The following is an 18576-nucleotide window of genomic DNA, read 5'->3' on the forward strand; positions in this document are numbered from 1 at the left end:
AGAAGGGAATGAGAAGAGAAAGAGAGAGCTGAAACAGCCGATAATGCAAAGTATCTGTGTTTTTTGGTGGGGGGGTCGTTGGGTCTCGCTTCGCTCAACCCAACATACATGTTCAATTATTTTATTGGTAGTAACTTACTTTTTAGGAAGTAGGGTTATTTTGCCAAATACGTCGGCATCTATAAAACCACGATTTCTGTCGCCATTTACTGGTTGTACTTCGTGTGAGCCCATAAAGTGCTCGCGCACGTCACTGCCATCGTTATCGCAATACGCTAACATAAACCCGATTACTTGCTTTTCGCTAAGTGTAAGTGGGGTGTTTTTAGCCCCTTCTTTATAATTATTAGGGTAGAGCTTTATCGCTACTTCCCAGGTGATGTTAAAGGGCGCGGTGGTGTTGCGCTTCCAGTTACTAACTAGGTGGTCGGTATACAAATGGGCTTTTTTATCAGGTCCGTAATCGGCAGCTTGGTTATCAAGGCCAATATGGTACGCCAATGCGGTGTGATTAAATTGATGATTACCACCCGATGCATCGCTATCAATAAATACTTCAAGCGCATCGTCATCCCAATATTTATAGGTTGGATCTGCGTGTGTATCTATTAAAACATCATCCACAATATCGGCTTGTAGGTATAAATAGTTTTGATCCCACAATAAACGATAACGCCCTTTAAAGTCGGCATCGTTTGTTGGCAGTGTGCCATCCATTAAATAAGGCATGTCGTGCCAAGCGGCTTTATCCCATGCGCTTTCTGATACGCCATCAATAGTAATTGGAGTTGAGGTATGTTCAACATCAATAGCCATTGCTGGCGTGCTTAATAAAAAGCTTAAGGCGAGTGCTAATTTTTTCATTAATCTCTCAATTTTATTGTCGATTCGTCTTAATGTAATAACAATCTTAAAACAGCTAAGTGAATAGTTACAGTGAAATACTTTCGCCTTCGTTTAAAATATACAGCGGCACTTTTGAATCCATTTTATTGTACATATGCAATAAGCGAAGTAAGGCTGAATGACTGCTGTGGTCGCCCATTTTCCAACTTGAGTTACCGTATCCCCACGGTATCATTACTTTGCAGTTAAGCTCTTGTGCTGCGTTGAGCGCGTCTTCTGGTGTGGTGTGAACGTAACGATAAAATTTACCACTTTCTTTACTGTAGTAAGAAGCGATTGGCATTAAGCAAATATCGATATCGCCGTATTTTTGCTGTATGTCTTTAAAATGTTTTGAGTAGCCTGTATCGCCTGCAAAAAATAAGGTGCTACCGTTTTGTTCGAGCAGCCAGCCATTCCATAAGTCTTTATTGTTATCTTCGTAAATAAAGGGCACTAATACGCGAGCGCTAAAATGATGAGCTGGCACGGCGTTAATAACTAAGTCGTCAATGTTGGTTGTTGAGTACCACGGCATTTCGCTAATATTAAAACCGCCGGTAGGGAAGTTGTCGGCCATACCGAGTGGTGTTAAATAGCGAGGTTTATTGCCAATGCTTTGTATGTCGGCTTTATTAAAATGATCGTAATGAATATGCGAATACATTACCGCATCAATATTTTCCAGTTCTTGCTCACTAGGCCAAGCGCCTGCTTTACGATAAGTGCCACCGCTGAGTTTAAAGCCAAGTGCGACTGGAGAATCAAACTGATTTTTTACCGGATCAAACAGCACACTTTGACCATTTGGTGTGTTAATTACAAAACTAGCGTGGCCAAGCCAGCGCACAGTATAGCCAGTGCTAAGTTGTGGTTTAGTTTGCTGGCCTTGGTACTGGCAGTTTTCGCTGCCGGTTTTGCATAGTAAGTCTGGGTGAGCTGGGTAGCAGTTTTCAGTACAGGTAGTGGGATATATTTTTTCACCTGTGTATAAATTTTTATAACGGCCGTTCTTATCATTAATAACAACAACTGAGTCAGAGCTGGTAATACGATTAATATTATTAGGTGCACCGCAGGCCGTTAATATACATAAGAGAATTGTTGCGATTAAAAAGCGTTTCATTGTAAATCCCTTTTAGTATTCCCTTTAACATAAAAAAGCCTGCAGCTAAGCAGGCTTTTTAAAGTAACAAATGATTAGCCAGCGCTGTTCATTTGTTCAATAAATTTATTTGAATCGGCAATCGATTTGTTCATGTCGTTCATCAACAATTGAATATCGCGCTTAAGGTTAGTGAATTCACCTTTAATAGCCGATACCGCTTGTGCATTTAAGTTATGCTTTAAGTATAAAACGTTATCATGAAGCGAGGTTAATACTGGCTCCATTTTACTCTCTGCGCTGCGCATTGAGCGTAATAGCTGATCAAATTGACGCTTAGTCGCGGTTAGCTTTTTGCTGCTTTCACGCTTAAGTGACGCGCTTTTGTATTGCTCTAACTCATCGCTCCACTCATCAAATAGCGCTTCTGCCACGTCTTCTACTTTATTGATGTTAGTTGACACTTCGTTAGCGGCATTTAAGCTCGACTCGTAATCGTCGTTTAACTGATTATAAGTGTCTTGTAGTTCGCCACCATTAAAATCGATTAGAGTAGTTAAGCGCTCTAGTGCCGATTTAAATTCTTCTTGTGACTCTTGTTGCGAGTCTTTGGTTTCTTCTACGCGGTCAATAAGAATATCGCGTTTGTGAACACCCACTTTTTCCATCGCAGAATAATAAGCTGATTGGCAGCCAGTTAAAGTAAGTGTTACTACAAGCATTGAAACACTGAGTAATGTTTGTTTTTTCATTTGAATTCCTGTTTACGAGCGTTAGTGCTGTAAATTATGGCGCTGATTGTTATTATAATCAAAACTATATAAGCACAAGTCAATTGTATGAATGATAAGCTCTCACATTACAAACAGCAAGTTAAGTCCTTTATACGCCAGCAGCCTGGTTGGTGGATGCAGTATTTTAATCGGTGTATAGACGATCAAATAACGGTTAATGCAGGTTACCTTGCTTACGTAACCCTTCTTTCTTTAGTGCCTTTAATTGCGGTGGGTGTTGCTATATTTTCAGCTTTTCCGGGCTTTGAATCTACTCGCATGGAAATTGAGAGCTTTTTGTTTACCAACTTTGTCCCTACCTCTACCGATGTTATTAGAGAGCACATTAGCTCCTTTGCCGGTAACGCTAATCAAATGACGGCGGTAGGTATTGGCTTTTTAGCTGCAATAGCCTTGCTGTTAATACGTAATGTAGATGCCACACTAAATCGAATTTGGCGAATTAAGAAAAAACGCCCAATGATGATCTCATTTGCTGTGTACTGGATGGTTTTGAGCTTAGGGCCTGTATTACTCGGAGCGAGTATTGGTGTTACCTCTTATATTGTATCTTTGGTATCGTTTGCTGATCAGGGTATTCCTGGGTTTAGCGGGTTTTTGTTAAAGTTATTGCCGTATGGGATTTCGATGGTGGGCTTTATTATGCTCTACACCTTAGTGCCTAATACGCGTGTATCGTTCAGAGCGGCAATACCTGGCGCTTTTTTTGCGGCACTTTTATTTGAGCTGACTAAAAAAGGGTTTGCACTTTATATTAGCCATTTTCCTTCGTACGAAGTTATTTACGGCGCAGTAGCAACCATTCCTATTTTGTTTGTATGGGTGTATTTATCGTGGGTCGTTGTTTTGCTTGGCGCTGAATTTACTGCGTGTATTAGCCCAAATGATATTCCAGAAACACCAGAACTTGAACTAGAAGATGATGAACCAGCAGTAAAGGACACAGTTTAAATGCAAGGTTTAATACAACGCGTAAAGCATGCCAAAGTAGAAATTAACAACCAAGTAGTAGGTGAAATTAGCCAAGGTATATTGTTGTTGCTGGGCGTTGAAAAACACGACGATACGCAAACGGCCGATAAGCTTTTACACAAGGTAAGTAATTATCGTATTTTTACTGACGAAAACGACAAAATGAACTTAAGCCTTAAAGATATTAAAGGTGAGTTACTGGTGGTTTCGCAATTTACGCTAGCGGCTGATACTAAAAAGGGTATGCGCCCTAGCTTTTCATCTGCGGCAACGCCAAGCCAAGCTAATGAGCTTTACGAGTACTTTGTTGCTCAAGCTAAAGAGTTGGGGCTTACAATAGCCACCGGTGAGTTTGGTGCCGATATGCAAGTAAGCTTGTGTAACGATGGGCCCGTTACGTTTAACTTATCTGTTTAAGTTTTTGGTTACCACGACAATATGATTTACATAGCCCGTAATTTTTTGCGGGCTAACATTACAACCAAATACATCGAGTAATAGCTGCTGAAGTTGCTTTAATTGCGACTCATGCTGCGATAAAAAGTTAATAAATAGCACACCGTTGTTATTTAAAGCCGAGTAAATTTTTTTATAAAATGCCTCTTCAAATAAAAATCGAGGTGCATCTATCTGGCTAAACAAATCTAAAATAATCCAATCAATATTTTGCGCACTTTTTAAAATCTGTTGCGCATCGGCGCAAAGCAGTTGCTCATTTTTATTTGACGAAAAAAATTGGGTATAGCAATCAATAATATCAGCGTTTTTTTCAACCGATGTTATTTGTGCTTTAGGGTATTTGTATTGTAAATAATTACGAATTGCTCCGCCGCCGAGGCCTAGTTCTAACACTTTTTGTGGCGGCTTAAGAGCCTGCCAATGCTTACCTAGGCATAATAAATGTGGAAAAAGTAATAAATCCGGGTTATTTAAATCAATAACAGATTGAAGAGTGTCGTTAATCAGTAACCAGCGTAACGGCTCGTGCTCACGTACTTGAATGTGATCGCCACTGCATTTATGCCAATAGATTAACTGACCAATGCTGTGGCTATTTTCAATAAATTGATCGCCCAGCAAACCCGTCAGTGAATTTATATAATTGATTTTTTCCATCATATTCTCAGCATAAACTAGCAACGTTAAAGCGCAATGGCCTTTGCCATTATTTTTTACGTTATTTTACAGCCATCACCAAAGTCGTATTTGCAGTTTTTTTAAGATGGAGTATGGTATTTGCCATAAATAATACCAACGGACTTAATTATTTAAGCTTTTTAGTTTGGTAGATAATCAATACTATTAGTATAGCGCCGTAGCCTTTTTTGACTTTTATTTACGGCTTATATAACAACAGGAGTATGTATGTTTCAGGTAAGCACCCCACAAAGTAGCGAAGATTGGCAAGCGTATTACCAATTGCGTTGGCAAGTATTACGCGCGCCTTGGGGCGAGCCTCGTGGCTCTGAACAAGACGATATGGAACAAGACTCTGAGCACCGCTTTATAAAAAATAAAGAAGGCGAAGTGCTAGGTGTAGCACGTTTGCACTTTAACAATCATGAGCAAGCACAAGTGCGCTATATGGCGGTTGCAGAGGGTAATCGTAACCAGCATATTGGTAGTCGCTTACTGCACGAGCTTGAAAAAATTGCATGGGTTCAAAACGCAGGCGAGCTTGTATTGTTTGCACGCGAACGAGCGCTTGAGTTTTATAAACGCCACGGTTACGAATTAAAAGAAAAAGCGCACTTAGCGTATGGCGATGTTCAACACTTTAAAATGGTAAAGCAAAAACCGTCTGAGCCAGGTTGGTTTCGTCACCCTAATTGGACGCAAGTACTACAAAATACGTGGCGTGAGTCTATTCCAATTAGTGACGCGATGGGTATTAAGGTAGAAAGCTATACCGATTGGCAATTTACAACCAGCGCCGACCTAGACGCTAACTTAAACCTACATAACACAATGTTTGCAGGTTCTATTTATAGCTTGGCCACGCTAACAGGTTGGGGCGCTACGTACTTAGCACTTAAAGAAGCTGGGCTTGAAGGTAATATTGTATTAGCCGATGCTAACATTAAGTACTTAAAACCGCTTACTACCGACCCACGTGGTTGTGTTGATATACAAACCTGTAAGGGCAAGTTAAGCGATTTAGAAACCGACGGTAAAGCAAGTTACGTAGTGCCAGTAACTATTTACGATGGTGATAACGTGGTTGCAGAATTTGAAGGGCAGTTTGTAGTAAAAAAATAACTGTTTAGCTGTTCAAAACACAAAAAAGCCAAGCAATGCTTGGCTTTTTTGTGCGTAAAACTTAGGGAAGTATTACAGCAAATCGGTTAATAATATACCGACACCAATACGTTCTACATCCGCATTGTAATCAATTAAGCTTTCGCCATAACCGTTAAAGTATTGTGCATAACCACGAACGCGACCCCATAAAGGAAACGACCAGTCGAGTTGAATTGCACCGCGATTATCTGAATTTAAATTGTTACGCGTCATAAAGCTAAATTCATGGTCATGAAAACGATACGCGCCGCTAAATTCAAAGTAACCCATGTATTTGTATATGTCTGGGTTGTCGTCGCCATTGGCTTCTAAAATATCTTCTTTTTCGTCCTCAGCTATGCGATACCAAGGTTTAAAGCTAAAAACAAAGCCCCTATTTTCCCAAATAAAGTCTGCGTAAATACGGTTCCACGAACGTGAGTTTGGTTGGCTTCGACCGTTTGATTGGTGCGAAATACCTAATGCGATTGCCATTTCGTCGCCCCATAATACGTTTTCTGGATCGAGGTAGTTTATCCAAAATATTTCTGGTTCGTAGTTGGTTTCACGAAATGGAGAAGAGATTTCTGAGTTATAAAGCTGCCAGTAAGATTGCAGAGTAAAGCCAAAAAATATGGCTTGGTCTTCATCAGAAAAATCATCATATAGAGGCACTTTGATTGAAAGCTGGTATTTTGCTTCTAGGTTGTCTAGTGGCTCACCATCGTTATCATCTGTTAATTCGTCAAAACCATCAAAAGGACGATCGTTTGGGTGTGATACATACGAAAGCGGTAAAATATAGTTACGCTTATGTGGCGTAATTACGTTTCTATTTTTTTTACCGACTTCTTCACGAGCTTGGCGTTTATCAAGCGCGGTAAGTTGTTTGTCTTCTTCAAGGGATGAGCACTTTTTACGCAAGTCATCGAGAGTTTGCTTGCCATCTCCACCAATCACTTCATTTAAAATACACTGTTTTACAAGCTCGATGTCGTTGTCTTGCTCGTTTGTAGCAACTTCTTCTTCTTGTGCGAAGGTAGCGGTACTAATTAAAGCAGAAAGAGTTATCCAGTGGCGCCAGCTCATTGTAATTCCTTGTGAGTTTGGGTTGTTGTATGCGTTAATTTAATTATAACGTCTTTTTACATATGTAACGGTGAACTTTTACTGAATTTGTATTCATAACAAGGTCCATACGTATACAAAGTAAATATAGATCAAAAGAAAAGCGGCCTAAGCCGCTTTTCTAATGCAAATTAACTACTTTAGTTAATTTATACCAATTTTGTTAAAAACATGATCATTCTAGCGTATTAAATAACTCACTAACTACGTTAAAAATTATTTATATAGAACAACTATGTACCATAATTTTAGCCTTGTTATTAAGCTATTTCCTTATCGCTATAATAGATCACTAATTTAATGCAATTGGTATTACTCTCACGCAATGAGAAGGGTGAGCTAAAGCTCAAATATGTTAGTAAAAAACTTATAAAGCTCGGTACCTTGATTAACACTCGCTGAGGCAAAGTGCAAAATAGCAATTGCATCGCAATCAAGAGTAAGTGTTTGCAATGGTTGCTCACTTAAGTAGCGCTCCATGCGTAAAATATTGGCAATAGGCTCACCAGCTTTAATGTGCCCGCCAAGTGGGGCTAAGTATTCAACCATGCCGCCAATAGGGGCGTAATAAGCAAAGTAGTCATCTAAATTACATGCATAACGAGTCATATTGGCTGGCGTATGCGGTGCGTTTTGTAATACGCCTTTGTGATTTAAGTAACTTAAAATGCTGTTTGCATCGTTTAATGCTTCTTTTAAGTCTATTTTTTCTTGGCTGCCTAGCTCTACAGTAAATGCTTCTACAGCTATTGATAATTCGCGACCTTGTCCGCTAAGCGCATCACTTAAATGCCACCATGGGCAAAAGTTAGCTTCATCCATAGCGCCGTCAAAATCACTAGGAATAAGCAATACATGTTCAATATTAAAGTAACGTGCGCTGTCGGTTGCATAGGTTGGGCAGTACAGATGCTTGCTTGAAATAGGGCCTGTGTGTAAATCGAGTACTATATCAGCCTGATGAGCGAGCTTTTGTAAGTTAAGCGCAATGCGTTTACCCGTATTGAGTAAATAAGCAGGGCCGTTAAGTTTGCTGTCTACTTCGTCAATAAGTGCCTGTTTGAAGTTACTTTTTAATGTAGCGTCGTCATACTGAGTATGATTTTGTGCAAACTGTGCCACTAAATTTTTATTGTAGTGATACATGCGATTCCAATTAGTGCCCGTAATCGGATCGAACCTGCCAAGGGTAAACTCGCCAGATTTTTGATTACAGCCAATCGGATTTGCATAAGGTACAAGGGTAATATCGCCATTAAGGTTAAGGTGTTTTAATTGCTCAAGCAGCTGAAAAATAACTGCGTTACCTTGCACTTCAGCGCCATGCATATTGGCCTGAATGTAAACACTTGGCCCTGTGCCATCACCTTTTAAACGATACACAGGAATTGTAAGTGGTAAGCCGTTTGCAACTTCCCCTACTACAATGTTCTCTTGGCTAATGTGTGTTGTATTACTCATACTTGTTACCTTAAATAATGGCTGGCATTTTCGGCTTGGCGAACACAGGTAAGTGTACCGTTTTGCAATGTGTACTCAGCAGCTAGCTCATGGCATAAAAAATACGGCATACTTTCGGTAAAGCCGTAAGCACCGCATTGGCTAAACACTAGCCAGTCGTGCTCATTTAAATCGCTTGGTAAGTTATGTTCACCCAAGCAGTCAAGCGCTGTACAAAGTGGGCCATATAAAGTGACCGCTTGAGTTTTAGCATTGGATTCACGCAGTAATGCAGCAGGAAAGTCCTGGCTGGTAACAGCAGGGCGTAATAAGTGATTTATACCGCCGCTTAAAATTACTTGTTCTTGATTGTAGTTTTGTTTGCGCTCTACTACTGGGTTTGCGTAATGACCGCATTCGCCAACGGCATAGCGACCAAGTTCCATCCATAGCTCTTCTACACCCGCATCATTTTTAATTTTAGCGAGCGCAGCAATCAAGTCATCCCAATCAAGTGTTGCTTCGTTTTGTGTATAAGGAATACCTAAACCGCCACCTAAATCTAAAATTTTAAGGCTAATATTTAAATCGCTGGCAAGTTGGCTAAGAGGTGCAATCATTTGTGACCACAAGTCGCTTAGTTTTTGCGTGCTAAGCATGTTGCCCCACTGAAAGATATGCAGGCCGTCAAATTTAAGCGCAGGGTAGTCAGCTACATTGAGTGCTTGCCATTCATTACAACCCAAACCAAACGGCGTAAGGCTGTCGCCGCCCAGTGGGTTTTTTTCACCTTCAGGCCAACGTAATTGTACACGCAGTAATACTTGTAACTGCGTGTTTTGTCGTTGCGCTTGTTGGTTTAACCAACGTACTTGATTGAGGCTTTCTGCTACGAATATACGCACGCCGCGCTCAATAAAGTGTTTTATTTGTTTAGGGCTTTTTGCAGGCCCTGTGTTGAGCACGCGCTGCGAGCTAATACCTTGTGCTAGTACTTGCTCAAGCTCACCTTTACTTGCTACGTCAAAATTAAAGCCAGCACTGTCTAAGCTTTGAATAATTTTAGACAGTGGGTTTGCTTTTACCGCGTACCACAGTTTTACATCGGTTTGCGCAACTAAACGCGCAAGATGCGTGTTTAGTTGATCTAGGTCGTAAACAAAAAAAGGTGTATCAAGTTGCTGTGTAATCGTATTTACAGCGGTTTTGATAGGCGTGCTCAAAAAGCTCATTATCGTAAAACCTCTTCAAGCAATAACGATGCATCGCTTTTCTCGTCGCGGTATTTAACTATTAACGCACACGACATGCTTAGGCCTTGCTCGCGCGCCCATTCGTTTGACGCAGGGCGAGAGCCCGGTATTACAATCGCGTACTCTGGGATTGGCTCGCCTTTATCAAGTTGGCGCTCGTTTACGCAGTCGTATACTGGAATAGTTGCTGATAAACGCACGCCAGGGGCAAGTACTGCGCCTTTTTTAATGACTACGCCTTCAACAATAACACAGCCTGCACCAATAAATGCGTCATCTTCAACCACTACTGGGCTTGCACCAATTGGCTCAAGCACACCACCAAGCTGAACTGCAGCGCTTAAATGTACGTTTTTACCTACTTGTGCACAAGAACCCACCAATGCGTGGCTATCTACCATTGTGCCTTCGTCGATATATGCACCAATGTTTACATACGCTGGTGGCATAATAATCGTGCCTTTAGCAACATAAGCACCACGGCGAACACTTGAGCCACCTGGTACCATACGAACGCCATCATCAGTACTAAATTCTTGCGGAGCTAGGTTATGTTTATCAACAAAGCCGCCTGCAAACTCAGTATTAGTGCCATTTTTAAAGGCTTCTAAAATGCCTTGCTTTACTTCTACGTTAGCTTGCCATTGGCCGCTTTCGTTTTGTGATGCTGCGCGTACTGCGCCCGATTCTAAATTATTTAATAGTTCTAACCAGCTCATTATAAAAACCTGTATTTAATGCCAAGATAAAATGGTGTTGTTTGCAGTTGTGATGCAATCGGTTTGAGTTAACTCAAGATGTGTTAAAGGTGGACGAAGTTGCGGGCTGCTTAAGCGGCCTTGCAAATGCATCAGTACCTTTACGGGAATAGGGTTTGCGACAGCAAACAGGCTATTAATAGCGCTTGACCACTGGGCAAATAAATTAGGGTGTTGACCACTTAAACTGCGCTTAACAAACTCGTGAGTTTGTTCAGGCCATGCGTTTGCAGCTACCGACACCAAACCTTTTGCGCCAGCTTGAGCAAAATAAGGCATTAGCGCATCGTCGCCACTAAAAATAGCTAAATTAGGCGCCGCTTGGCGGTAAGCTTCAAACTGAGCAATACTGCCGCTCGCTTCTTTTAACGCCCATAAATTTTTATTGTTTTGTAAGTTTTGAATTGTTGCCGCTGGGATGCTAACAGCGCTTCGACCTGGTACGTTATAAAGCATACATGGGTGAGCGCTTGCATTTAGTAGGCTTTCAAACCAATGAGTTTGACCTACAGCGCCAGGCTTTGCATAAAGCGGTGAGCCAAGTAAAAAGCTATGAATTGGGAGTGTATTACAGTAGTTAACCCACTCAATTTGTTGCTTTAAGTTACTACCGCCCACAGCTACCATGAGTGGTACTGTTGGTTTTAGCTGGCATACGTGCTCAACAATGGCTTGTTGCTCTTTTAGCGTTAGTGCTAAACCTTCGCCCGTACTGCCAAGTAGCAAAATACCGTTATGTGCCGCTTCTTGATCGCTAACCAACTTAGTTAACGTGTTGTAGTCAACATCGCCGTGTTGATCAAATGGCGTTACGAGCGCGGTCCACAGTGAGTAGTCGTTTAAATTGAAGTTGTTGATCATCTCTCACGAACTTATAATTTGTACCAATTTTATTAAAAACGTGATCATTTTAGCGATAACTAATTTAATGCAATTGGTATTATTCGAAGAGTTAAAAAGCTTTATGGAAGGAGCCGCATTAACGTCGTTCGAACTAATAATTCGAAGAGCGAATGGGCTTAAAATAATAGGGCGCACGGCCTTAATATTTAAGACCAGAAGCTCTCCACCAAACTAACAAGCTGCTTTTTATAAGCAGCTATTGGTGACAGTCGCTAGGGTTCAACCTAGTCGCCCGAAATAAACACCTCGCAAAAGTGGTTACTTCTCGGCGTTAATTCCCCTCACGTATGCTTACTGGAGTTTGCGCTCCTAACATACGCTACCTGAATAACGCACCTCTTCTAGCCCTTTGCACCTGTTTGTAGGGTAAAACTTACAAACCTGTGCAATTTAAATAGGGTAATTACGGCGATTAAAGCATTTTAGCCGTCTAGGTGTCAAGCGACTAAATACAGATTAATTCATCGAAAAGAGGGGTGGTTACGTATTAGGTGCTTTTCTCGTACACTAGCAATATAAGTAGTGAGGTATTTAATTAGTATGGAAAAATTTAGCGATATTTATAAGCGAGCGGTAGAGCGAAAAGGCTCTGAAAAAATGCTTAAGTTATTACTTGCAAAACCGCTATCTAAAAAACAACTAAGCACGTTAAGTGACGACGATTGGCTTGAAGAATTTACTCGAAAAGTATTTCAAAGCGGCTTTTATTGGTCAGTCATAAATAATAAGTGGGCAGGCTTTAGAGAGGTTTTTTGGGATTTTAGCGTTGATAAGTTATTAATGATGCCACCAGATATGCTGGAACAAAAAGCAACGGATGAGCGCATTGTTCGTAACTATAAAAAAGTAAAAACAATTACCGAAAATGCTTACATGATCCACGAAATAGCAGGGGAACATGGCAGTTTTAGCCAGTTTATCGCTAATTGGCCGACAGACGATATTATTGGTTTGTGGGCATATTTAAAAAAGCATGGTTCGCGTTTAGGCGGAAATACAGGGCCTTATGCGCTGCGAGCACTTGGTAAAGATACATTTTTACTATCACGCGATGTAGAGAATTATTTGCGTGCCCATAAAATTATAGACGGCGGCCTACAAACTAAAAAGTCACTAAATGCAGCCCAAGCTTTTTTTAACGAAATGCAAGAGCAAAGTGGCTTAAGTATGCAAGAGTTAAGCTTAATTGTTGCTTATGGCGTAGGTGACAACCGTGTTGGTATAAGTCAGCAACAATAGGAATTACAATGAAATTAGTGCCAAGATACACAGATGTTGCAGAAAACTTCGCGATAGAAGATTTCCCTGCAAGTGTCGCCTCTCCTCAGTTATTGCTGTGGAACGAGAGTTTAGCAAAAGAGTTTAATATTAACGTTGCGGCTGATTTACGTGCCAGCACTTTTAGCGGTAACGAAAAACAGGCGATTCCTGCAGTAGCACTTGGTTACTCTGGGCACCAATTTGGACATTTTTCACAACGCTTAGGTGATGGACGAGCGCACTTACTGGGCGCTATTAGTGATGATGAAAACCAGTTATGGGATATTCAATTAAAAGGCTCTGGTGCTACTCCTTACTCAAGAGGTGGGGATGGACGTTGTGCTCTTGGTCCTGCTATTCGTGAATACGTAATGAGCGAGGCAATGCATGCGCTGGGAGTTAAAACCACACGCTGCTTAGCGGTTGTTGGTAGTGGTGAAACGGTTTATCGTAATCCGCCACAAGCAGGGGCTATCGTTACGCGTGTAGCAACTAGTCATATTCGTGTTGGCTCGTTTCAATATTTAGCGACGCAAGGCGATGTTGAAGGGCTTAAAAATTTAGCCGATTTAGCTATAGAGCGACACTACCCAGAAATAACCGATACAGGTTCGCAGCGATATTTAGCATTTTTAGGCGCTGTGATTAAAAACCAAGTTAAGCTAGTTGTGAGCTGGATGCGTGTTGGCTTTATTCACGGAGTAATGAATACAGATAATACGCTAGTTAGCGGAGAGACCATTGATTACGGTCCGTGTGCCATGATGAATAGCTTTGATTTTGATACCGTATTTAGCTCTATAGACAAACAAGGCCGCTATGCATTCGGTAATCAACCTAATATAGCTAACTGGAACTGCGCACGCTTAGCTGAGAGTTTAATACCGCTTATTAGCGATGATGACGAGCAAGCGGTTTCATTAATGACGCCATTTATTAATAGTTTTGCTGAGCAGTTTAATACTGAGTTTACGGCTATGTGGGCACAAAAACTGGGTTTAAATGAATCTAGCGATAGTAGTGGCGAGTTAATAGCAGAGTTGTTAACGCTATTAAAAGATAATCAGCTCGACTACACCAATGCCTTTGATGCGCTTACTGAATCCTTAAAAGGAGAAAAAAGCGTACCTGAGTCGCTAATTGAATGGAGAGCTAAGTGGGTAAGTTTAACTGACGATAATAGTTATGAAGTAATGAGAGCGGCAAATCCTCGTGTAATACCGCGTAATCATGTGATCGAAGAAATAATTGCACAATATAACGCTACAGGATCCAGCGAGTTGCTACAGCGCTTTATAAAAATAGCCAGCAATCCATATTCTAACAGTGAAGAGTTATCAGAATTTTGCTCTCCACCGACGAATGATAATGACTACCAGACTTTTTGTGGTACTTAATACTTAACTTTAAATATAACCGCATGATTAAAAAGAGTCATTTTTTAATCAAACATGCGCATATACCTAGGGGAATGCTAATTCTGGTGGTATTATGCGCACAATTAAAACCAAGCAATATTTCTTTGCATTTATAAGTGCATTTAATTTAATTGCTCTTACATTCCTTGCTAAGTACTAATTTACAATAAACTACTATATTTATTTTTCAATAAAGTTTTAATTTCGCCTATAGTAAGTGGATGTGTGTTGCGACAAGGCATAGAAAAAAGTTATAAACTTTATTTTTCGTTAAGTATTGATTAACAAAGGCTCAGTTAGTCTATATAAAACTGATTGAGCTAGTATCGATTAGCTACAATTTAAAATTGTTCAAATGGGAAGAAAACAATGAAATTAAAATCACTTACAATTGCAATCGCGTTGGCTGCAACTAGCGCATCTACATTCGCTGCTGATAAAGAAGAAGGTTTCTACATTGGCGCATTTGGCGACTACTATGACGCATCTTGGAAAAACATGCGTGACCAAGCCGGTCTTGACGTAAACGAATCAACTGGCTGGGGTGTTGAAGCTGGTTACCGTTTCAGTGATTACTGGAGCGCACGTCTTGAATATGCAGACATGGATTTTAATGCTTTTGATAAAGTTGCTGGCAACCGTAACAATATTGATGGCGAGCGTTACGGTATTGATGCTCTTTACCATTTAGACGGCGGTCCTTTCTATGGTCTTTTCGGTATTAAAGAAATTGACGTAGTTGATGACAACACATTCTTAAATGCAGGTGTTGGTTACCAACATTTCATTACAGATGGCTTATTTGTAAATGCCGAAACAGCTGTATACCAAGGTCTTGACCGTGGTTACACAGATGTTGGTGCTAAAATTGGTATTAACTACTTATTTGGCCAAAACTCTGCTCCTGTAGAGCCAGTAAAACCAGCTCCAGAGCCTAAAGTAGTTGAAGTAGCTGTAGCTCCTGTAGACAGCGATAACGATAACATTCCTGATGCAGATGATAAGTGTGCTAACACACCTATGACTGATGCTGTAGATGGTACTGGTTGTACTTTATATGAAGATAAAGAAGTAACAGTAAGCTTATTAGTGACTTTCCCTAACAATGCTTCAGCAGTATCTACTCAATACTTAAATGATATTGAAAAAGTATCTGCATTCTTAAAAGAGTACCCAGATACAACAGTACTATTAGAAGGTCACACTTCTGCTGTAGGTAAAGCAACTTACAACAAATGGTTATCTAAAAAACGTGCTGATGCTGTAGCTAAGCAACTTGTTGCTGATGGTATTGCTGAAGACCGTATTACTACAGTTGGTTTAGGTGAAGAGCGTCTTAAAAATGATGCAAACACTAAAGCTGCAAACGCAGAAAACCGTCGTGTAGAAGCGCATATCAAAACTATCAAAAACGTTAAAGTTTTACGTTAATTAAGTAGTTTGTAATAAAAACCCAGCCAAGTGCTGGGTTTTTTTATGCCTGTAATAAATTAATATTAGTTAATGGTAATGATTCTTACTTAATAAGTATTCATGAAAATAGTTTTTACCACAACCACTATTCATAGTATTTATAATCGGTATAATCAGTTGCGCAACTGGATGGATTTTCATCTATCCATAAAAGCTTTATAATTACGCGTTAGAATACTATAAGTATTGGGTAACTTATTTGCGCCCAAAGCGCTACCGGATACTTTCACGTCACCAAGAGGGCAATATTGTGCTACAAGAATATCGTAAACACGTAGAAGAACGTGCCGCGTTAGGTATCGTACCAGCGCCATTAGATGCTCAGCAAACTGCTGATCTTATTGAATTAATAAAAAACCCACCTGCAGGTGAAGAAGAATTCATTTTAGATTTGTTCATTCAGCGTATACCAGCTGGTGTTGATGATGCTGCTTATATTAAAGCGGGATTTTTAGCAGCTGTAGCTAAAGGTGAAGCTAATTCTCCACTTGTTTCTAAAGAAAAAGCGGCAGAATTATTAGGTACAATGCTGGGCGGTTACAATATCGCGCCAATGATTGACCTACTTGATGACGAAACACTTGCACCAATCGTAGTTAAAGGCCTTTCAAATACATTACTTATGTTTGATGCGTTCTACGATGTTGAAGAAAAAGCAAAAGCGGGTAATACATTCGCTAAGCAAATTATTGAGTCTTGGGCAAATGCAGAATGGTTTACTAATAAGCCAGCTGTTGCTGAAAAGATCTCAGTTACTGTATTTAAAGTAACTGGCGAGACAAATACTGATGACTTATCACCAGCACCAGATGCATGGTCTCGTCCAGATATCCCACTTCATGCTTTAGCAATGCTAAAAATTGAACGTGATGGAATTACACCAGACAAGCCAGGCGAAGTAGGTCCAATCTCTCAGCTTGAAGAATTAAAAACTAAAGGCTTACCACTTGCATATGTAGGTGATGTTGTTGGTACTGGTTCTTCTCGTAAGTCTGCAACTAACTCTGTACTTTGGTTCATGGGCGATGATATCCCATTCGTACCAAATAAGCGTGTTGGCGGTGTATGTCTAGGTAATAAAATTGCTCCAATCTTCTTCAATACAATGGAAGATTCAGGTGCATTACCAATCGAATTAAATGTTGATGAGCTTAACATGGGTGAGCAAATCGATATTTACCCGTACGAAGGTGTTGTTAAGAGCCACGGTACTGACAAAGTAATCTCAACTTTTGAACTTAAATCTGATGTAATTTTAGATGAAGTTCGTGCTGGTGGTCGTATACCACTTATCATTGGTCGTGGTTTAACTGATAAAGCACGTACATCACTTGGCCTAGGTCCAACTGATGTATTTAAAGTACCAACAGTGACAGAAGTGTCTGAAAAAGGCTTCACACTAGCGCAAAAAATGGTTGGTAAAGCGTGTAACGTTCCAGGTATTCGCCCAGGCCAATACTGTGAACCTAAAATGACAACTGTTGGCTCGCAAGATACAACAGGTCCTATGACACGTGACGAACTTAAAGACTTAGCATGTTTAGGTTTTTCTGCAGATTTAACAATGCAGTCTTTCTGTCATACGTCGGCTTACCCTAAACCAATCGATGTAAACACTCACCATACGCTTCCTGATTTCATCATGAACCGTGGCGGTGTGTCACTTCGCCCAGGTGATGGTGTAATTCACTCATGGTTAAACCGTATGTTATTACCAGATACTGTAGGTACTGGTGGTGATTCACATACACGTTTCCCATTAGGTATTTCATTCCCAGCAGGTTCGGGTGCAGTAGCATTCGCAGCAGCTACAGGTGTTATGCCTCTTGATATGCCTGAGTCAATTTTGGTTCGCTTTAAAGGTGAAATGCAACCAGGTATCACTTTACGTGACCTTGTACATGCAATCCCTTACTTCGGTATTAAAGAAGGTTTATTAACAGTTGAGAAAAAAGGTAAAATTAACGAATTCTCTGGTCGTGTACTAGAAATTGAAGGCGTTGAACACCTAACTGTTGAGCAAGCGTTCGAACTATCAGATGCATCTGCAGAGCGTTCTGCAGCAGGTTGTGCGGTTAAACTTTCTAAAGAGTCTATCGCAGAATACCTAGAATCAAACATTGTTATGCTTAAATGGATGATCTCTGAAGGTTACGGCGATGTACGTACTATTGAGCGTCGTATTACTGCAATGCAAGATTGGTTAGCTAACCCAGAACTAATGGAAGCTGACGCTGATGCAGAGTACAAACATGTACTTGAAATCGATTTAGCAGATATTAAAGAGCCAATCCTTTGTGCTCCAAATGACCCAGATGATGCACGTTTATTATCTGATGTTACTGGCGAGAAAATCGACGAAGTATTCATCGGTTCTTGTATGACTAACATCGGTCACTTCCGCGCAGCAGGTAAGTTACTAGATGGCTTTAAAGGTCGTATCCCAACTCAGCTTTGGGTTGCCCCGCCAACTAAGATGGATAAAGATCAGCTTACAGACGAAGGTTACTACGGTATCTTTGGTCGTGTAGGTGCACGTATCGAAACTCCAGGTTGTTCACTATGTATGGGTAACCAAGCACGTGTTGCAGACAAAGCAACGGTTGTGTCTACCTCTACACGTAACTTCCCTAACCGTTTAGGTAATGGCGCGAACGTATTCTTAGCTTCAGCAGAACTTGCTGCAGTAGCGGCTATTTTAGGTAAACTACCTACTCCAGCTGAGTACCAAGAATACGCAGCGAAGATTAATGCAACGGCTGCAGATACTTACCGTTACTTAAACTTCCACCGTATGCCTGCTTACACTAAAAAAGCAGACAATGTGATTATTCAACAAGCTGTATAACTTTTAGAGTTTGTTTAAAAACCCGCTTCGGCGGGTTTTTTATTGGCTAAAACAAATAT

General features: G+C 40.6%; 16 protein-coding genes and 1 riboswitch. Of the genes, 7 read left to right on the forward strand and 9 right to left on the reverse strand.

Annotation, left to right across the window (positions count from 1 at the left end):
- Positions 1–135 precede the first annotated feature (135 nt).
- The 3 genes from H5117_RS09805 to H5117_RS09815 all read right to left on the reverse strand — a co-directional run bounded on the left by H5117_RS09805 (position 136) and on the right by H5117_RS09815 (position 2742).
- Positions 136–864: a CBM9 family sugar-binding protein gene (locus H5117_RS09805; RefSeq protein WP_182696282.1), complete on the reverse strand. Its 729-nt coding sequence runs from the start codon at positions 862–864 to the stop codon at positions 136–138.
- 67 nt (positions 865–931) lie between these two features.
- Positions 932–2011, reverse strand: coding sequence for an MBL fold metallo-hydrolase (locus tag H5117_RS09810; protein ID WP_182737532.1), 1080 nt, complete (start codon positions 2009–2011; stop codon positions 932–934).
- A gap of 74 nt (positions 2012–2085) precedes the next feature.
- Positions 2086–2742 (reverse strand): DUF2959 domain-containing protein, encoded by a 657-nt coding sequence (locus H5117_RS09815; protein WP_002961128.1) that lies wholly within the window; start codon positions 2740–2742, stop codon positions 2086–2088.
- Positions 2743–2829: 87 nt separating this feature from the next.
- Between H5117_RS09815 and H5117_RS09820 the strand changes: the two genes are divergently transcribed.
- Both H5117_RS09820 and dtd read left to right on the forward strand, forming a co-directional pair.
- Positions 2830–3735: a virulence factor BrkB family protein gene (locus H5117_RS09820; RefSeq protein WP_002961130.1), complete on the forward strand. Its 906-nt coding sequence runs from the start codon at positions 2830–2832 to the stop codon at positions 3733–3735.
- The gene (gene dtd, locus H5117_RS09825) at positions 3736–4173 is read left to right on the forward strand and encodes a D-aminoacyl-tRNA deacylase (RefSeq protein ID WP_024597209.1); all 438 of its coding nucleotides are present in this window, start codon (positions 3736–3738) and stop codon (positions 4171–4173) included.
- Here the strand turns inward: dtd and H5117_RS09830 are convergent.
- Positions 4162–4875 (reverse strand): spermidine synthase, encoded by a 714-nt coding sequence (locus tag H5117_RS09830; RefSeq protein ID WP_024597210.1) that lies wholly within the window; start codon positions 4873–4875, stop codon positions 4162–4164. The two genes, dtd and H5117_RS09830, sit on opposite strands and share 12 nt — an antisense overlap.
- 246 nt (positions 4876–5121) lie before the next feature.
- Here H5117_RS09830 and H5117_RS09835 point away from each other — a divergent pair, with 246 nt between their 5' ends.
- Positions 5122–6015, forward strand: coding sequence for a bifunctional GNAT family N-acetyltransferase/hotdog fold thioesterase (locus H5117_RS09835; RefSeq protein ID WP_002961136.1), 894 nt, complete (start codon positions 5122–5124; stop codon positions 6013–6015).
- Positions 6016–6087: 72 nt separating this feature from the next.
- On the opposite strand, the gene H5117_RS09840 is transcribed toward H5117_RS09835, so the two are convergent.
- From H5117_RS09840 to dapA, 5 genes are all read right to left on the reverse strand, one after another.
- Positions 6088–7125 (reverse strand): phospholipase A, encoded by a 1038-nt coding sequence (locus tag H5117_RS09840; RefSeq protein WP_182737536.1) that lies wholly within the window; start codon positions 7123–7125, stop codon positions 6088–6090.
- Between the two features lie 378 nt (positions 7126–7503).
- Positions 7504–8625 (reverse strand): succinylglutamate desuccinylase/aspartoacylase family protein, encoded by a 1122-nt coding sequence (locus H5117_RS09845; protein ID WP_182737539.1) that lies wholly within the window; start codon positions 8623–8625, stop codon positions 7504–7506.
- A gap of 5 nt (positions 8626–8630) precedes the next feature.
- Positions 8631–9836: a PLP-dependent decarboxylase gene (locus tag H5117_RS09850; protein WP_182737540.1), complete on the reverse strand. Its 1206-nt coding sequence runs from the start codon at positions 9834–9836 to the stop codon at positions 8631–8633.
- Positions 9836–10576, reverse strand: coding sequence for a 2,3,4,5-tetrahydropyridine-2,6-dicarboxylate N-succinyltransferase (locus H5117_RS09855; RefSeq protein WP_039488626.1), 741 nt, complete (start codon positions 10574–10576; stop codon positions 9836–9838). Before H5117_RS09855 ends, H5117_RS09850 begins: the two co-directional genes overlap by 1 nt.
- A 15-nt stretch (positions 10577–10591) precedes the next feature.
- A complete protein-coding gene (dapA, locus tag H5117_RS09860; protein WP_182737542.1) occupies positions 10592–11476 on the reverse strand; it encodes a 4-hydroxy-tetrahydrodipicolinate synthase in 885 nt (294 codons plus the stop codon).
- Between the two features lie 190 nt (positions 11477–11666).
- A riboswitch (Lysine riboswitch) is annotated at positions 11667–11867 on the reverse strand.
- Positions 11868–12058: 191 nt separating this feature from the next.
- Between dapA and H5117_RS09865 the strand changes: the two genes are divergently transcribed.
- From H5117_RS09865 to acnB, 4 genes are all read left to right on the forward strand, one after another.
- Entirely contained in the window at positions 12059–12757 is a 699-nt protein-coding gene (locus H5117_RS09865; protein WP_024597214.1) for a DNA-3-methyladenine glycosylase I, read from the forward strand.
- An 8-nt stretch (positions 12758–12765) separates the two neighbouring features.
- A complete protein-coding gene (locus H5117_RS09870; protein WP_182737545.1) occupies positions 12766–14175 on the forward strand; it encodes a YdiU family protein in 1410 nt (469 codons plus the stop codon).
- Between the two features lie 390 nt (positions 14176–14565).
- Positions 14566–15627 (forward strand): OmpA family protein, encoded by a 1062-nt coding sequence (locus H5117_RS09875; RefSeq protein WP_154903746.1) that lies wholly within the window; start codon positions 14566–14568, stop codon positions 15625–15627.
- A gap of 292 nt (positions 15628–15919) precedes the next feature.
- A complete protein-coding gene (gene acnB / locus H5117_RS09880; protein ID WP_039488618.1) occupies positions 15920–18517 on the forward strand; it encodes a bifunctional aconitate hydratase 2/2-methylisocitrate dehydratase in 2598 nt (865 codons plus the stop codon).
- Positions 18518–18576: the final 59 nt, after the last annotated feature.

It is taken from the genome of Pseudoalteromonas sp. SG45-1, from assembly GCF_014164135.1.
Classification (GTDB): Bacteria; Pseudomonadota; Gammaproteobacteria; order Enterobacterales; family Alteromonadaceae; genus Pseudoalteromonas; species Pseudoalteromonas distincta.

What these genes read in the sequence shown, in the direction of transcription:
- H5117_RS09835 (WP_002961136.1), top strand. Translation starts at nt 5,122, where the DNA reads ATGTTTCAGGTAAGCACCCCACAAAGTAGCGAAGATTGGCAAGCGTAT.
- H5117_RS09815 (WP_002961128.1), bottom strand. Translation starts at nt 2,742, where the DNA reads ATGAAAAAACAAACATTACTCAGTGTTTCAATGCTTGTAGTAACACTT.
- H5117_RS09875 (WP_154903746.1), top strand. Translation starts at nt 14,566, where the DNA reads ATGAAATTAAAATCACTTACAATTGCAATCGCGTTGGCTGCAACTAGC.
- H5117_RS09855 (WP_039488626.1), bottom strand. Translation starts at nt 10,576, where the DNA reads ATGAGCTGGTTAGAACTATTAAATAATTTAGAATCGGGCGCAGTACGC.
- H5117_RS09810 (WP_182737532.1), bottom strand. Translation starts at nt 2,011, where the DNA reads ATGAAACGCTTTTTAATCGCAACAATTCTCTTATGTATATTAACGGCC.
- dapA (WP_182737542.1), bottom strand. Translation starts at nt 11,476, where the DNA reads ATGATCAACAACTTCAATTTAAACGACTACTCACTGTGGACCGCGCTC.
- H5117_RS09840 (WP_182737536.1), bottom strand. Translation starts at nt 7,125, where the DNA reads ATGAGCTGGCGCCACTGGATAACTCTTTCTGCTTTAATTAGTACCGCT.
- H5117_RS09830 (WP_024597210.1), bottom strand. Translation starts at nt 4,875, where the DNA reads ATGATGGAAAAAATCAATTATATAAATTCACTGACGGGTTTGCTGGGC.
- H5117_RS09870 (WP_182737545.1), top strand. Translation starts at nt 12,766, where the DNA reads ATGAAATTAGTGCCAAGATACACAGATGTTGCAGAAAACTTCGCGATA.
- H5117_RS09850 (WP_182737540.1), bottom strand. Translation starts at nt 9,836, where the DNA reads ATGAGCTTTTTGAGCACGCCTATCAAAACCGCTGTAAATACGATTACA.
- H5117_RS09865 (WP_024597214.1), top strand. Translation starts at nt 12,059, where the DNA reads ATGGAAAAATTTAGCGATATTTATAAGCGAGCGGTAGAGCGAAAAGGC.
- dtd (WP_024597209.1), top strand. Translation starts at nt 3,736, where the DNA reads ATGCAAGGTTTAATACAACGCGTAAAGCATGCCAAAGTAGAAATTAAC.
- H5117_RS09820 (WP_002961130.1), top strand. Translation starts at nt 2,830, where the DNA reads ATGAATGATAAGCTCTCACATTACAAACAGCAAGTTAAGTCCTTTATA.
- H5117_RS09845 (WP_182737539.1), bottom strand. Translation starts at nt 8,625, where the DNA reads ATGAGTAATACAACACACATTAGCCAAGAGAACATTGTAGTAGGGGAA.
- H5117_RS09805 (WP_182696282.1), bottom strand. Translation starts at nt 864, where the DNA reads ATGAAAAAATTAGCACTCGCCTTAAGCTTTTTATTAAGCACGCCAGCA.